Source organism: Mesorhizobium sp. L-8-10 (assembly GCF_016756635.1).
GTDB lineage: Bacteria > Pseudomonadota > Alphaproteobacteria > Rhizobiales > Rhizobiaceae.
Genome location: NZ_AP023263.1, coordinates 7774684 through 7790085, shown reverse-complemented (window position 1 = coordinate 7790085; position 15402 = coordinate 7774684). Strand labels below are relative to the sequence as shown.

The window sequence follows — 15402 nt, the reverse complement described above, 5'->3', positions numbered from 1 at the left end:
AATGCTCACACGGGCGATCTCCGGCGCCGCAACCTTCATGGCTTGCCTGTTCCTGTCTGGCCCCCACGCGACCGGACAGGAGGCAAATCCTTCTGGCTGGCGAATAAAGCCGTCCGAGGTCGCAGCACCTCCGGATGTGAAGCCGGGCGGTTACCAGAGGATCATCCGGCCTTTCGAGAACTGGACGCTGATCTGCGACGAAAACCTGGAGAAACGTCAAAGGGTCTGCAACGTCACCCAGATCATCGAGAACCAGGCGGGAGAGATCGCCTTCAGCTGGTCGCTCGCGGCCACGCAGGAAGGCAACCCCTATATGATCCTGCGCACGGCGCCCGTCGCCAGGAGCGACGGCCTTGTCTCGCTGGCGTTCGAGGGGCGCAAGGAGCCGGTCAAGGTCCAGCTTGACGGATGCAACGAAGCGGTTTGCATCGGCATGCTGCCGATCGGCCCCATCATGCGCGAGCAGATTTCGAGAAGCGCGGCACCGACGATCTCCTACCCGACCACTGATGGACGAACCATCAGCGTGACCGCGACCCTCAAGGGCCTTTCTACCGCCGTTGAGGCGATCAATTGACGAGGGCACTCCCCATGAACCAGCAATCGATCCACGACAGGATAATGTCCCGCAACCAGAGCGGTGATGCCGTCCACAGCGAGGTCGACGACCGGAAGGAGCTGCGGCGAAACTGGCTGAAGACGGCGGCCTTCTCGTTGCTGGGCATCGCGGTTGTGGGCGCTGCCGGTTACGCGGCGATGCGCTACGACGCGATCGGAAACTTCGTTTCGCAGCCGGCGGTTGCGGAGACGAATGAAGCCGGTCAAGGTCTTGCCGATACGCCCTTCCTGCAGCACGCCAAACAGGCCGGCTTGCAATCCTGTTCCTCCGTCTATCCTGTCCTTGGGGAATTGCTGACCACGGGTTCCCAATACAGCATCCAGTCGAACTGGAATCCCGAGACGCCGGACAAGCATGCGGTACAGGCCCTCGTGGGCATGAACTATGCCACGCCGGGGTACAGCGGTCCGGCGGCGGGCGTCGTGTTCGCCGCGCCTGGCGCATCGGTTTGCGAAGGCACCATGGTCCGGGTCGCACCGTTTGCAGCTTCATGCGCAGAAATTCCGGCCATGCTGCCGCAGGGAACCAAGCTTGCAAACAACCTTGGACAAATCAGCGTCTATGAACTTGCCAACGGCGGGGGCAACGCAATGCTCCTGCCTACCGGAAACAACTGCGTCGTGATTTCCGTGGCCGTGGCGGCGGGTAAGTGAGGAGGGACAAGATGAAATTCAGGTCTACCTTTGCAACCCTGGGGTTTCTGCTCGCATATACGGGGCAGGTCGCGTCCGCTGATCTCGCGGTCGGGATATCGGAAGCACCCGTTCCCCCTCCTCAGGAGGAGCGCGGCATCTGGGCGGCGATCGCCTATTCCGACATCGACGAAAAGCACGGTTTCTTCTGGGGCGCCGACAAGCGGCAGGAAGCCATGGACATAGCGTTCGAGCATTGCGAGAACGCGGGCGGCGAGGCTTGCAAAGTCGTCGAGGTCTTCCGGAATCACCGGCATTGGGACGATGACGACGATACCGGTTTTCCATACAATCATTGCGGCGCTCTCGCGATCGGCAAGGAAAAGCTCGATCGCATGAGCCCGTGGGGCGTGAAGTCGGCGCCAACGCGGCGAGAAGCCGAGGACCTTGCCGTTCAAGCCTGTGAGACATCGGGCATGGAGTGCAAGGTCCGTGAATGGGTATGCACTTGACGCCTCGGCGCGGGAAAAGTGCGTCAGCTCATCGCTGATACCTGGCGACCCTCGAAACGGAAAGAGGCACGCTTGCCTTTCTCGACATCCACGTCAGCAGGGCGACCGAACCGGACGGGGCCCTTTGCTCTCGCTGCGTCGTCGCTCGAGCACGCTTCGGGAGCATCGCGTCCCGGGCGTGCCCTTCCCTGTTTGATCGCCATGTTCATGTCTGCGACGACAGCCATGGCCCAGTCGCCCGACGGCCTGTCAGCCTTGCAGGAGACGTATCAGGACTGGCGGGTTTCCTGCGTCATGCGCGACAAGGTGCCTGCCTGCGCCATTTCCCAGGATCAGACACAGCAGAACGGACAGAGGCTTCTTGCCATCGAGGTGCAGGCGCGTCGCGACGGCACAGCCAACGCAACGCTGCTCCTCCCCTTCGGTATCGTCCTCGACACCGGGGTGACGCCGAATATCGACGATCGGCCGCCGTTGCCGCCGGTGCGGATCCGCACATGTTTGCCGAATGGATGTATCGCCTCGTATCCCATGGATTCCGCGACTGTTGCGAAGCTGCGGGCTGGCTCCCGTCTGAACCTCGGGGTTGTCGCCGATTCGGGCCAGAAACTGAATTTCCCGATATCGCTGCATGGCTTCTCGGCAGCGCTCGACCGGATTGCCGCCCTGGGTCTGCGATAGATGAAGCCGGTGAGCGAAACGGTCAGCTTGGTCAAGTCGGTGTATGACGAGCTGCCGTACACGTCGCATCCCTTCCCGCAAACGGCTCCCGAAAACCTGGCTGCGGTGGCGCATCTGTTCGGGCTGGAAGCGCCCGATGTCGCCACCGCGCGAGTTCTGGAACTCGGCTGTTCGTCGGCGGGCAACCTGATACCGTTCGCGGCAAGAAACCCTGCGGCAGAACTCGTCGGCATCGATCTCTCCGGCGTTCAGATCGCACTGGGAAAGGAGCGGGTAGATGCTCTCGGCCTTTCCAACATCCGGCTGATCGAGGCCGATCTGGCCGCACTGGATTCGAAGGGCCTTGGCAGCTTCGATTTCGTCATCTGCCACGGCGTCTACAGCTGGGTTCCGGCGCATGTGCGGGAGGCCATTCTCCGCATCTGCAAGGAGAACCTCGCGCCCGACGGCATCGCCTATGTCAGCTACAATGTCTATCCCGGCTGGAAGGCCAGGGAGATCGTGCGCGACGCCATGATGCTGCGAGGTGCGGCGCGTGCCACCCCGGCCGAGCGGCTCGGCTACGCGAAGGGGATGCTCGACTTTCTCGAGCGGTTGGCCCCCAGGGGCAGCATACTGGCCAAGACCCTTGAGCACACGCTGCCCGAGTTGCGCACGCAGCAGGATAACTATCTTGCCCACGAATATCTCGAACCGTTCAACGCCCCCTGCTACTTTCAGGACTTCATAAGAGATGCAGGCGCACACGGGCTGGCCTATCTGGCAGAGGCTCAACCTTCGACGATGTTCGCCAGCAACTATGGCCAGGATGTCGCAGAGCCGTTGCTGAAGGAATGCGGCCACAGCCAGGTCCTTCTGGAACAATATCTCGATTTTGTCGCCAATCGGACGTTCAGGCAGACCTTGCTCGTCCACGATCGGCAAGCGGGCGATATCCGCTATCGGATCGATGGTGAGCGAATGCGAAAACTGCATTTCGCAGCCCGGCTGTCTTGTCAGGACGGCCGGATAAGGCTGGACAGTTCCCGCCAGGTGTTCGGGACGAATACGTCCAGCCTTGCAACCGAAAAACCGGCAGTGAAAGCCGCTGTCAAGGTGCTCTCCGATAGCTGGCCGGAAACGGTCTCCTACAATGACCTGGTGGAGCGCACGGGAGCCCTGCTCGGCGCTGCCTCCGAGCAGGAGCTGATGCCCGTGATAGACGAGCTTTTGGACCACCTCGTCATCAAGGGCTTGGCGCGGTTCCGTATCGCGCCGGTGCGCATCGGCGAGCGAGCCGAGGGCCGCATCGCGATCGAGCCTGCGATCCGTCGCGCGGCTGAAATCTCTCGCGATTGCGCCATCCCTGCGATCTTCAATCGATGGCATGAGCCCGTCCCGCTGGGTCTGGTGGCCACTCTGCTCCTGCCCGAGCTTGACGGAAGCCATGATCGTGCCGATTTGGAACGAGCCCTGCAGGACCATGTAAGATCGGGAAAGGTGAGATTCGAGCGAGGCGGCGAGCCGGTACGCGAAGCCGGTGAGATCTCGAAATGCATCGCCGAGCATGTCGACGCGACGATGCGTCAGTTGCTTGAAGCCAAGCTCGCCGTTCCGCCTATCGCAAGCTGATTGGTTCGCTCGTCAATCCTTTCGCGCCGCCGCATCATGCGGTCCTTGCTGGAGGGACGGCGCATAGCGCATAGGAGCAGCCCGCCTTTGCCGATCTTTCGCTTTCGCCGCACGGCGTTTCCCTGTCAGCCGAACCCCCCGCCAGGCCATTTCCCGCGAAAGTTGCCGATTTGTGTGCCGGTCGTGTCCTCGCCCTGCATCCCATCGGTGACATACGACATGACAAAGCCGGCAAACTCCTTCTGAACCTCTTCATCTTCCAGAGGGTAGCCTGCACTTGACGCTCGTTTGGCGAATCGGGGGATCTCGCCAAAAGCATTCTGCACGGGCCCCTTGAGCCGGCCATACTGTCGAGCGAGGTAATCTTTGATTTTCTGCTCGAAAAGCTCCAGCGAAATTGTTCCCAAAATACGTTCCCGGGCATTGTTGACGTCATCTTGCGTCATTGTCGGGATAACGCTGGTGATAAACTTAGATCTGCTTTGAAAGCCGGATTCTTTTAGATTCCTTCTGCGAACTGCATCCGTGGCCGCTGTTAGCAGGTTGTCAGATGCATTTTTCAGACCCGGGGTGGGTGTTCCGGAAATCGGCGGATCCACGTCGAAGATGCCAAGCATGATCGGTCCTTTCGCATGCTCTCAATGCGCAGATTTGATTGGCGCAATTTGATTGCGGTGTGGGGTGCGGCATTCATCGAAAGCCGCGGCAGCCAACGCAACCGACAGGTTCGTCGCCGACGTGAACCGGTCACGGTTGTGGAACGCTTTCACGACCTGCCCTTCCTCGGTTGCAGATTGATGAAACTGCACAACTCGAAGGGCGTCAAGGACAGCAATCGGCGATTCCATGCAGTTTCTTCACGCTGCCATGCCCAAATCCGGCGATAGACGGGCCGCGCCTCGCTGCCTCCACTTTCATGCGACACGCTGGCGCGGCCCGCTTGCGAAGGGGATCAGCCGATCATGCCGTGATTGATCATCCAGGGCGTGCCGTATCTGTCCGTCACCATGCCGAACTTCTTCGCCCAGAAGGTCGGCTCGAACGGCATCGTAACCGTTCCGCCGTCCGCGAATGCGTTGAAGATGCGCTCGGCGTCCTTCTCGTCGTCGATCTCGATCGAGATGCTGAAGCCCTTCTTCGTGGCGTCACCCATCTCGGGCGGCGAATCCGCGCCCATCAGCGACTGGCCGCCCGCGATCAGATGCGCATTGATGATCTTGTCCTGCCAGTCCTTCGAGACATGTTCGCCGGCAGGCGTCTCGGCATGGCTGATCATGGCCACGATCTCGCCCTTCAGCACCTTGGCATAGAATTCGAAGGCTTCCCGGCATCGGCCGTCGAAGCTGAGATAAGGTACGAACTTCATCTTGTCCTCCTTGATGGGGTTGTCGGGCGGGCAGGCGTCCTCCCGCTCCGAACCGACGACGATCGGCGAAGCGGGAAATCGACACAGCTTCGGATTTTTTCGTGACAACCGATCCAGCGCCGGCAGGCGCGACGCCGAGCGTCGCCTGTCATGCTTGGTTCCGCGATCGGAATGCACTATCTCACGGTCACGAAGAGCAATCAGGCAAGGCATCATGTCCGTCACCAAGGAAACCGTCATCGCCAGCCTCCGGACGGTCAACGGACCGGACTTCACCGGCAACATCGTCGATCTCGGGCTGGTCTCGGAGATCTTCATCGCCGACCAGAAGGTGTTCTTCTCGATCACCGTACCGGCAGCGCGCGCCCAGGAGATGGAACCGCTGCGCGCCGCCGCCGAACGTGTGGTGCGCGCCATTCCGGGTGTGGCCGGCGCCGTTGTCGCGCTGACGGCCGAGAAGAAGGGCGGGGGCATGGAGAGCGCGCAGCCCCGGCCGGCGCCGCGTCCGTCAGCCCCCGCGCAGCCGCGGCCGGCACCGGCCGCGAGGCCCGCGCCGCATGCTCCGCCCTCGGAGGCGAGGGGCAAGCGCGGCGTGCCGGGCATCGATGCGATCATCGCGGTGGCGTCGGGCAAGGGCGGCGTCGGCAAGTCGACCACCGCCGTCAACATCGCGCTCGGCCTGAAGGCCAACGGGCTGCGGGTCGGCTTGCTCGACGCGGACATCTACGGTCCATCGATGCCCCGCCTGCTGAATATCCACGGGCGGCCCGAGACGGTCGACGGCAAGACCCTGAAGCCCATGGAGAATTTCGGCCTCAAGGTGATGTCGATGGGCTTCCTCGTCGACGAGGAGACGCCGATGATCTGGCGGGGGCCGATGGTCATGTCGGCGCTGACCCAGATGCTGCGGGAGGTCCAATGGGGCGAGCTCGACGTGCTCGTCGTCGACATGCCGCCCGGCACGGGCGACGCCCAGCTCACAATGGCGCAGCAGGTCCCGCTCGCCGGCGCCATCATCGTCTCCACCCCGCAGGATCTCGCCCTCATCGATGCCCGCAAGGGTCTCAACATGTTCAAAAAGGTCGATGTGCCGCTGCTCGGCATCGTCGAGAATATGAGCTATTTCGTCGCCCCCGACACCGGCAAGCGCTACGACATCTTTGGCCATGGCGGCGCGCGCAAGGAGGCCGAACGCCTCGGCGTCACCTTCCTCGGCGAAGTGCCGCTGGTCATGGGGATTCGCGAGACCTCCGATGCGGGGGCTCCGGTCGTGGCGTCGGAGCCCGACGGAACCGAGGCCCGTATCTATCGCGACATCGCGACGCGGGTCTGGGATCGTGTCAACGCCGAACGCGGTGCTGCCGAGGCGGCAACGCCGAAGATTGTATTTGAATAAGCGAATGGAGCGAATAGCGAGTAGCCAATAGCGAATAGGGGAAGAAAAGCTTGCGGCCCAGGACAATGCCTGCGATGCCTTCGCTACTCGCTACTCGCTACTCGCTACTCGCTACTCGCTACTCGCTACTCGCTACTCGCTACTCGCTACTCGCTCATTTCCCACTCACCCGCTCGTTGAAGCTCGAGAAGAACTGTCCCGCCAGCTTCTTCGACGTCGAGGTGATCAGCCGGCTGCCGAGCTGGGCGATCTTGCCGCCGACATCGGCCTTGGCGGCATAGGTCAGCACCGTCGTGTCCTCCCCATCGGGCGTCAGCGTCACGTCGGCGCCGCCCTTGGCGAAGCCTGCGATACCGCCCTTGCCTTCGCCCGCGATGGTATAGGAATGCGGCGGGTTGAGGTTCTTCAGCGTCACCTCGCCGTTGAAGGTCGCCTTGATCGGCCCGATCTTGAGCACCACGGTCGCCGCCAGATCGGTGTCGGACTTCTTCTCTAGGCTCTGGCATCCGGGGATGCAGTCCTTGAGCACGTCCGGATCGTTCAGAGCTTCCCAGACTTTCTGCACGGGTGCCGCGATCCGTTCCTCGCCTTCGATGACCAGAGCCATGCCGAATTCCTCCACTAGCATCTTGGAGGCGTAGCGAAACACGTCGGCCTTGTCCATCGCACCAAAGTGCTGGATCGGTCTCGCCTTCTGGATCGGCGGGAGCATCAAGGCGTCCGGTACATGGTGCGTCCTTCGAGGCTCGCTGCGCTCGCACCTCAGGATGAGGGACGTAGTGCCCGCCTTCCTCGTTCTGAGGTGCGTAGTGCCAGCTTCACTTGTCCTGGGCGTGCAGTGCCAGCCTCGCTTGTCCTGGGTGTGTCGTGCCAGCCTCGCTTGTCCTGGGTGTGTAGTGCCAGCCTCACTTGTCTTGGGTGTGTCGTGCCAGCCTCGCTTGTCCTGGGTGTGTAGTGCCAGCCTCACTTGTCTTGGGTGTGTCGTGCCAGCCTCGCTTGTCCTGGGTGTGTAGTGCCAGCCTCCCTCATCCTGAGGTGCGAGCGCAGCGAGCCTCGAAGGACGCACCAGAGAAGCATGCTATTTGTCGGACAAATAGGGCAAGCCCCACTTGCCGCCGACCGGCCGTTGGCCTAACCATGCGGGTCGGATTCCTGGAGGGCCATATGTCCGGTTCAAAGCAGCCAAAGAAGCTCAGGTCGCGGGAGTGGTTCGACAATCCGGACGATCCCGAGATGACCGCGCTCTATATCGAGCGCTATCTCAACTACGGCCTGACGCGCGGCGAGTTGCAGTCCGGCAAGCCGATCATCGGCATCGCCCAGACGGGATCGGACCTGTCCCCCTGCAACCGTCACCATATCGAGCTCGCCAGGCGCGTGCGCGCCGGCATCGAGGCGGCGGGCGGCATTCCGTTCGAATTTCCGTGCCACCCGATCCAGGAATCGGGCAAGCGTCCGACCGCCTCGCTCGACCGCAACCTCGCTTATCTTTCGCTGGTCGAGGTGCTTTACGGCTATCCGCTCGACGGCGTGGTACTGACCATCGGCTGCGACAAGACCACGCCGGCATTGCTCATGGCGGCGGCGACGGTCGACATTCCGGCCATCGCCTTTTCCGTCGGCCCGATGCTCAACGGCTGGCAGGGCAACGAGCGCATCGGCTCCGGCACCATCGTCTGGAAGTCGCGCGAGCGCTTGGCGGCCGGCGAGATCGACGCGGAAGGTTTCATGGCGGCCGTCACGGCCTCGGCGCCGTCGGTCGGCTATTGCAACACGATGGGCACGGCCTCGACCATGAATTCGCTGGCCGAGGCGCTCGGCATGCAGCTTCCGGGTTCGGCCGCCATCCCCGCGCCCTATCGCGAACGCGGACAGATGGCCTACGACACCGGCCGCCGCATCGTCGAAATGGTGCATGAGGAGATCAGGCCGTCCGACATCATGACGCGAGAGGCCTTCGAGAACGCCATCGTCGTCAATTCGGCGATCGGCGGCTCCACCAATGCGCCGATCCACCTCAATGCCGTCGCCCGCCATCTCGGCGTTTCGCTCGACAATGACGACTGGCAGGCGGTCGGCCACCGCATTCCGCTGCTGGTCAACATGCAGCCGGCCGGCGCCTATCTCGGCGAGGATTTCTATCGCGCCGGCGGCGTCCCCGCGGTCGTCGCCGAACTGCTTAAGGCCGGCCTGTTGCCTCACCCGGATGCCAGGACGGTCAATGGTCGCACCATCGCGGAGAACTGCAGCCAGGTCCGGAGCACCAACGCCGAGGTCATCCTTCCCGTGGCCCAGCCGATGATGATCGATGCCGGCTTCATCAACCTGAAGGGCAATCTCTTCGATTCCGCCATCATGAAGACCAGCGTGATCTCGGAGGAGTTCCGGGAGCGCTATCTGTCGGACCCGCGCGATCCCGAAGCCTTCGAGGGCAAGGCGGTGGTCTTCGACGGGCGCGAGGACTATCACGCCCGGATCGAGGATCCATCGCTCGGCATCGACGAACACACGATCCTGTTCATGCGTGGCGCCGGGCCGATCGGCCACCCCGGGGCTGCGGAGGTGGTCAACATGCAACCGCCGGCCGCCCTCATCAAGCGTGGCGTCAAATCGCTGCCCTGCATCGGGGACGGGCGCCAGTCCGGCACCTCGGGCAGCCCGTCCATCCTCAACGCCTCGCCCGAAGCGGCCGCCGGCGGCGGGCTCGCGCTCCTGAAGACGGGAGACCGTGTGCGCATCGATCTCAGGAAAGGCCGTGCCGACATGCTCGTCACGGACGACGAACTCACCCGTCGTCGCGCCGATCTCCAGAACGAGGGCGGCTATCGCTACCCGGCGCACCAGACGCCGTGGCAGGAGATCCAGCGCGGCATGGTCGACCAGCTCTCCGAAGGCATGGTGCTGAAGCCCGCGCTGAAGTACCAGCGTGTCGCGCGTCAGGGCAAGGGCGTGCCGCGCGACAATCATTGACGCCAGCGCCGACTGGCGGAACAGGACGAAGATCGACGTCTCCCACAATCTCGCTGATCCACGTTGCGGCGAAACGAATGCCGTCATAGAGGCAGGCGGTCTTTTCCCCGTCACAACGGGGAGAAGATGCCGGTCCACCCTCCGCAGCTGCAGCGCAGCTGCTGCGGAGGACGGACAGGCAGATGGGCGGTTTTGCGACACGACACAAAATAGCCGTTACGGATCAACGCCTAAGCTCGGGTGAAAATTTTCGGCCGTGCTCTTGAAAGGCAGCGGCGGCGGACCAGATTTCCAATCGCGAGGGGGCCTTCCCGCCAACGGAGGCAAGCCTCGATCGGCATGGGTTCGCGCGCCGGATTTCGGCGTGCAAGGGCCTGTTGCCCGGTGGTGTTTTTCCGATTGCGTTTGCCGATTGAAGGAGATGGACGATGGCCGCCAAGGAAGTGAGGTTCCATTCCGACGCCCGCGACAAGATGCTGCGCGGCGTCGACATCCTCGCCAATGCGGTGAAGGTCACGCTGGGGCCCAAGGGCAGGAATGTCGTGCTGGACAAGGCCTTCGGCGCCCCGCGCGTCACCAAGGACGGCGTCACCGTCGCCAAGGAGATCGAGCTCGAGGACAAGTTCGAGAACATGGGCGCCCAGATGGTGCGCGAGGTCGCGTCGCGGACCAGCGACGTGGCGGGCGACGGCACCACGACCGCGACCGTGCTCGCCCAGGCGATCGTTCAGGAGGGCGCCAAGGCGGTTGCCGCCGGCATGAACCCGATGGATCTGAAGCGCGGCATCGATATCGCGGTCGCCGCGGTCGTGGAGGAATTGAGGGGCAAGGCCCGCAAGGTGACCAGGAACGACGAGATCGCCCAGGTCGCCACCATATCGGCCAATGGCGATGCCGAGGTCGGCCGTTTCCTGGCGGAAGCGATGGAGAAGGTCGGCAACGAAGGCGTGATCACGGTCGAGGAAGCCAAGACCGCCGTGACCGAGCTCGAAGTCGTGGAGGGCATGCAGTTCGATCGGGGTTATCTCAGCCCCTATTTCGTCACCAACCAGGACAAGATGCGGGCCGAGCTGGAAGAGCCCTACGTGCTGATCCATGAGAAGAAGCTCGGCAATCTCCAGGCGATGCTGCCGGTGCTGGAAGCGGTCGTGCAGTCGGGCAAACCGCTGCTCATCATCGCCGAGGATGTCGAGGGCGAGGCGCTCGCCACGCTCGTCGTCAACAAGCTGCGCGGCGGCCTGAAGGTTGTCGCCGTCAAGGCGCCGGGCTTCGGCGATCGCCGCAAGGCCATGCTGGAGGACATCGCCATCCTGACCGGCGGTACGGCGGTTTCGGAGGATCTCGGCATCAAGCTCGAGAATGTCGGCCTCGACATGCTCGGGCGCGCCGGCAAGGCGGTGGTGGAGAAGGATGCCACCACTATCGTCGACGGCGCCGGTTCCAAGGCCGACATCCAGGGCCGTATCGGCCAGATCAAGGCCCAGATCGAGGAAACCACTTCCGACTACGACCGTGAGAAGCTGCAGGAGCGTCTGGCCAAGCTCGCCGGTGGCGTCGCGGTCATCCGCGTCGGCGGCTCGACGGAGGTCGAGGTGAAGGAAAGGAAAGACCGCGTCGACGACGCCTTGCACGCCACCCGTGCCGCAGTCGAAGAGGGGATCCTGCCCGGCGGCGGCGTCGCGCTCCTGCGCGCCGCGGCCGCGCTCAACGGGCTGAAGGTTGCGAACCCGGACCAGCAGGTCGGCATCGACATCGTGCGCAAGGCGATAGAGGCGCCGGCGCGGCAGATCGCGGAGAATTCGGGCGCGGAAGGATCGATCATCGTCGGCAAGCTGCGCGAGAAGGACGAGGTCGCCTATGGCTGGAACGCCCAGACCGGCGAATTCGGCGACCTCTTCGCGCAAGGCGTGATCGATCCGGCCAAGGTCGTGCGCGCCGCGCTGGAAGACGCCGCCTCCGTCGCCGGCCTGCTCGTCACCACCGAGGCGATGATCGCGGAAAAACCGAAGAAGGAAGCGCCTGCGCCGGCCATGCCCGGCGGCATGGACTACTGACGAGAACCGCCTACAGCCCCATCGCCCCGCGCGGCAGATGGATGAGGTTGCCGAAGCGGACCCGGAGCTGGTCATCGACCGCCTTGGGCACATGGCGCGGGAACCGCGTGGCGAGGATCCGCTTCTTCTCCGCGATCGCGTTCTGCAGCATGTCGGGCTTGCCCTTCTCGTTCCATTCCTTGGGCGAGAAGCGGTCGCCGATCGCCGGATAGAAATACTCCGTCTGCATCAGCCGCAATGTCTGTTCGTTGCCGAGATAGTGGCCGGGCCCGTTCATGCAGACCTCGGCGATCGTGTCGATCGAAAGCGCGGCGTCCGTCACCTCTACGCCGCGCACGCAGCGCAGGCAGTGGCCCAGCATGTCGTTGTCGATGATCAGGCTTTCCAGGCAGAAGCCGAGCAGCGAGGCGTGCATGCCGGCCGATTCATAGATGAGGTTGAGGCCCGACAAACCAGCCATCACGGTGGTGATGCCCTTTTCGTAACCGGACTGGATGTCGGGCAGTTTGGAATCGGCCATGCCGGCCGCCGAGCCGCCCGGCAGGTCGTAGAACTGCGCCATCTGGGCGCAGCAGGAGGTGAGCAGGGCCTGCTCGGCCGAACCGCCCGACATGGCGCCGGTGCGCAGGTCGGAGACGAAGGGCCATGTGCCGAAGATCGCGGGATGGCCGGGCTTGAGGGCGTTCACATAGACCAGCCCCGCCAGCACCTCCGCCACCGCCTGCACCACCGCGCCGGCGATCGCCGCCGGCGCAGTCGCGCCGGCCTGCCCGGCGGATAGAAGCAGGATCGGGATGCCGCCTTCCACGCAGGCTTCGAGCACGCCGCAGGCGTCCTCGGCGAACTTCATCGGCGGCACGACGAAGCAGTTCGAGTTCGACACGAAGGGCCGGGCGCGGAAGTTCTCCTCGCCGCCGGCGATGGCATAAAGCATCTCCAGCGCAGGTCCGACATTCTCGCGGATGGTGAAGGAGGTGCCGACATGTTTCGTCGTCCCCATCACGCAGGCGTAGAGCGTGTTGAAATCCATCTCGAGCGGGTCGGGAATGTCGCGCGGCACCATCGGCCGCTGGAAGAAGTGGATATTGTCCAGGCCGTCCACGATGCGCGCGGCGTCGTAGATGTCCTGCAGCAGCGACTCCCGGTATTCGCGTTTCTCGACATCGACCAGATGCACCGCCGCGCCGGCCGTGCCGTAATGCACCCTGGTTCCCTGCACGCTCATGTCGTGCCGGGGATCCTGGCCGCACAGGGTGAAGTTGCGGGCCGCTGTCCTCACCGTGTCGAGCACGAGCCTGCGGGGAAAACGGATGCGTCCGTCCTGGCCCAGTTCCGCGCCGGCGCGGGTCAGGGCTTCGATGCAGCTCGGTATCGCGTTGGCGAAGCCGACGGTTTCGAGCACGGTCAGCACCGCCTCGTGGATGCGTTCGAGATCGTTCTGCGAAAGCGGCTTGTAGCGGCCGCCTTCCAGACCCGGGCGGACGGGTCGGATGTCCTCAGCCAACGGCGCGGCCCTGAGCGCGCGCCGCGCTTCGCGGCCGCCTGATCGGCGCGAGGTGCGTTCCGTGGCGCTGTCGGGCTGTTCGAGCACGATCGACATGACTTTTTTCACTCCGATCCCTGAAGCGCATTCCCGCGCCGTGGACCGGCGTCGAGCCGCTTTGTTCCCCTTCCGCATCGGTCCGAAAATCGCCATCGATTTTCGGAAAGCACGATGCGCAAACCAGTCGTCTTGGAGCGTCCATTGCGCGTCCATATGGACGCGCGGCGCTGCAACATGTGCTGACTATGCGCCGTCCCGGCTCGCCCTCCATGGGCCAGCCGATCACGCCGGATATGCCAGCGGCCCGGGGTTGCCGGGCCGCTGGAGACGACTTTTCCTGCTTTGCCTACGCTGCGGCCGGGCGCCGTCCCGCCGCGGTGGCGAGCTCGCGGATGCCGGGCTCGATATGCTGGAGCGCGATCGAGGAGATGCCCAGTCTCATATAGCGTGTCGGCTTTTCCGGGCGGTCGAAGAAGCGGTCGCCCGGCTCGATGATCACGCTGCGCGCGGCCGCCGCTTCGGCGAGCGCGCGGGAATCGGTGCCGCGCGGCCCCTCGAGCCAGAGCGAGGTGCCGCCGGCCGCGTCGGTCGAGCGCCACTCCGGCAGGAAGGCGGAGATCGCCTGGACCAGCCGCTTGCGGCGTTCGTCGAAGGCCGCCGAGAGGCGCCGCACCAGGGCCTCGTGATGGCCGAGCGACAGGAAGAGCGCGACCGCGCGCTGGTTGTTGGCCGGCGGGTGGCGCAGCATGAAACGGCGGAGCGCGCGCAGTTCGGCGATCAGTTCCGCCGAAGCGACGATGTAGCCGAGCCTGAGACCCGGCGCGAGCGTCTTCGACATCGAGCCGACATAGACGACCCGACCCGAGCGGTCGATGCTCTTCAGCGCCTGCTGCGGCGCTTCATCCACCAGCTGGCTGTCATAGCCGTCCTCAATGATCACCTGGTTGTTCCGCTGGGCACGCGCCAGGAGATCGTGCCGGCGCTCGTTCGACAGCGGCACCATCGTCGGACAATGGTGGCTGGGGGTCACGAAGACGAAACCCGCTTCGGGCGAAATGGCTTCAGTCACAATGCCTTGGCTGTCGACCGGCACCGGCAGCGTGTCGGCCCCGGCCAGCCGGAAGATGCTGCGCGCATCAGGATAGCCGGGGTCTTCCATGGCCACCTTCGAGCCCTTGGTCATCAGCAGCGTGGCGAGCATATAAAGCGCGTTCTGCGCGCCCAGCGTGACGATGATCTCGTCCGGATTGGCGAAGATGCCGCGCCGCGGCAGCAGCCGTGCCTGGATCTGTTCGATCAGCAGCGGATCGTCGCGGTCGACCATGTCGGCCGCCCAGTTGCGGATCTCGAGCACCGCCAGAGCCATGCGGTTGCACTCGCGCCATTCGGCGGTGGGGAAAAGCGCCGGGTCGAACTGGCCGTAGACGAAGGGGTAGGACGACTTGATCCAGTTCTCCGTCTTGGCCGGCCGCTGCATGTCGGTCGCATTGATCTGGCGCAGCGCCTTCCAGTCGACCTGGCCAGTCGATTCGGAAGCCTTCTGCGTCGGCTTGGCCGGTGTGGTCAGTACCTCAGGATTGACGAAATGGCCGCGACGCTCGCGTGCGATCAGGAAGCCCTGATCGACCAGTTGCTGGAAGGCCAGGACGACGGTTCCGCGGGCCACGCCCAGCTTCTCGGCGAGGATGCGGCAGGAAGGCAGCGGCATCGATGCGGCGATCTGCCGGTCGAGGATGGCGGCGACGATCGCCTGCCGGATCTGGGCCTGCAGCGTCTGCCCGGATTCGGCGGAAATCCGGAACAGTCCGGACCAGATCGCGGTATCGTTTCGCTGAGCCATCACGCACCTCCCGGGGCGGAATCTTTGTTTTAGCTGGACTACAAACTACTAGTCCTGGACCAAAGCGTTGCACCAATGAATTTTTCTGATCCTAGCCATTTATGCCAGTGATCCGTCGTCGATGGGGCCATGGCGGGACTGTCGAAATCGTCCGGCTCCGTCGTCTCGAAAACATCTT

The 15402-nt window shown here is 63.9% G+C and carries 14 protein-coding genes; 8 read left to right on the top strand and 6 right to left on the bottom strand.

Annotated features, from left to right (window positions below; genetic code table 11):
- The first annotated feature begins 1 nt into the window (after nucleotide 1).
- From JN280_RS36200 to JN280_RS36180, 5 genes are all read left to right on the top strand, one after another.
- The gene (locus JN280_RS36200) at nucleotides 2-577 is read left to right on the top strand and encodes an invasion associated locus B family protein (protein WP_202308989.1); all 576 of its coding nucleotides are present in this window, start codon (nucleotides 2-4) and stop codon (nucleotides 575-577) included.
- A 14-nt stretch (nucleotides 578-591) separates the two neighbouring features.
- Entirely contained in the window at nucleotides 592-1272 is a 681-nt protein-coding gene (locus JN280_RS36195) for a hypothetical protein (protein WP_202308988.1), read from the top strand.
- Nucleotides 1273-1283: 11 nt separating this feature from the next.
- A complete protein-coding gene (locus JN280_RS36190; RefSeq protein WP_202308987.1) occupies nucleotides 1284-1763 on the top strand; it encodes a DUF4189 domain-containing protein in 480 nt (159 codons plus the stop codon).
- Between the two features lie 225 nt (nucleotides 1764-1988).
- Nucleotides 1989-2444 carry an invasion associated locus B family protein gene (locus JN280_RS36185; protein WP_244742595.1) on the top strand — a complete coding sequence of 152 codons (456 nt, stop codon included), beginning with the start codon at nucleotides 1989-1991 and terminating at the stop codon, nucleotides 2442-2444.
- 9 nt (nucleotides 2445-2453) lie between these two features.
- Nucleotides 2454-4055, top strand: coding sequence for a methyltransferase regulatory domain-containing protein (locus tag JN280_RS36180; RefSeq protein ID WP_202308986.1), 1602 nt, complete (start codon nucleotides 2454-2456; stop codon nucleotides 4053-4055).
- A 125-nt stretch (nucleotides 4056-4180) separates the two neighbouring features.
- Here the strand turns inward: JN280_RS36180 and JN280_RS36175 are convergent, their stop codons facing one another.
- The 3 genes from JN280_RS36175 to JN280_RS36165 all read right to left on the bottom strand — a co-directional run bounded on the left by JN280_RS36175 (nucleotide 4181) and on the right by JN280_RS36165 (nucleotide 5421).
- On the bottom strand, nucleotides 4181-4672 hold the full coding sequence (locus tag JN280_RS36175; protein WP_202308985.1) for a hypothetical protein: 492 nt from the start codon (nucleotides 4670-4672) through the stop codon (nucleotides 4181-4183).
- A gap of 21 nt (nucleotides 4673-4693) precedes the next feature.
- On the bottom strand, nucleotides 4694-4903 hold the full coding sequence (locus JN280_RS36170; protein WP_202308984.1) for a hypothetical protein: 210 nt from the start codon (nucleotides 4901-4903) through the stop codon (nucleotides 4694-4696).
- 104 nt (nucleotides 4904-5007) lie between these two features.
- Nucleotides 5008-5421 carry a VOC family protein gene (locus JN280_RS36165; protein ID WP_202308983.1) on the bottom strand — a complete coding sequence of 138 codons (414 nt, stop codon included), beginning with the start codon at nucleotides 5419-5421 and terminating at the stop codon, nucleotides 5008-5010.
- Nucleotides 5422-5635: 214 nt separating this feature from the next.
- On the opposite strand from JN280_RS36165, the gene JN280_RS36160 reads away from it, so the two are divergent.
- Complete coding sequence (locus JN280_RS36160) at nucleotides 5636-6817, top strand: Mrp/NBP35 family ATP-binding protein (RefSeq protein WP_202308982.1); 1182 nt, start codon at nucleotides 5636-5638, stop codon at nucleotides 6815-6817.
- Nucleotides 6818-6971: 154 nt separating this feature from the next.
- On the opposite strand, the gene JN280_RS36155 is transcribed toward JN280_RS36160, so the two are convergent.
- A complete protein-coding gene (locus JN280_RS36155) occupies nucleotides 6972-7424 on the bottom strand; it encodes an SRPBCC family protein (RefSeq protein WP_202315263.1) in 453 nt (150 codons plus the stop codon).
- 557 nt (nucleotides 7425-7981) lie between these two features.
- Here JN280_RS36155 and JN280_RS36150 point away from each other — a divergent pair.
- Both JN280_RS36150 and groL read left to right on the top strand, forming a co-directional pair.
- Nucleotides 7982-9787, top strand: a complete 1806-nt coding sequence (locus tag JN280_RS36150; RefSeq protein ID WP_202308981.1) for an IlvD/Edd family dehydratase — start codon at nucleotides 7982-7984, stop codon at nucleotides 9785-9787.
- A gap of 428 nt (nucleotides 9788-10215) precedes the next feature.
- Nucleotides 10216-11841, top strand: a complete 1626-nt coding sequence (gene groL / locus JN280_RS36145; protein WP_202308980.1) for a chaperonin GroEL — start codon at nucleotides 10216-10218, stop codon at nucleotides 11839-11841.
- Between the two features lie 10 nt (nucleotides 11842-11851).
- Here the strand turns inward: groL and JN280_RS36140 are convergent, their stop codons facing one another.
- Nucleotides 11852-13441 (bottom strand): trimethylamine methyltransferase family protein, encoded by a 1590-nt coding sequence (locus JN280_RS36140; RefSeq protein ID WP_202308979.1) that lies wholly within the window; start codon nucleotides 13439-13441, stop codon nucleotides 11852-11854.
- A 289-nt stretch (nucleotides 13442-13730) separates the two neighbouring features.
- Nucleotides 13731-15224, bottom strand: coding sequence for a MocR-like pyridoxine biosynthesis transcription factor PdxR (pdxR, locus tag JN280_RS36135; protein ID WP_202308978.1), 1494 nt, complete (start codon nucleotides 15222-15224; stop codon nucleotides 13731-13733).
- Nucleotides 15225-15402 lie beyond the last annotated feature (178 nt).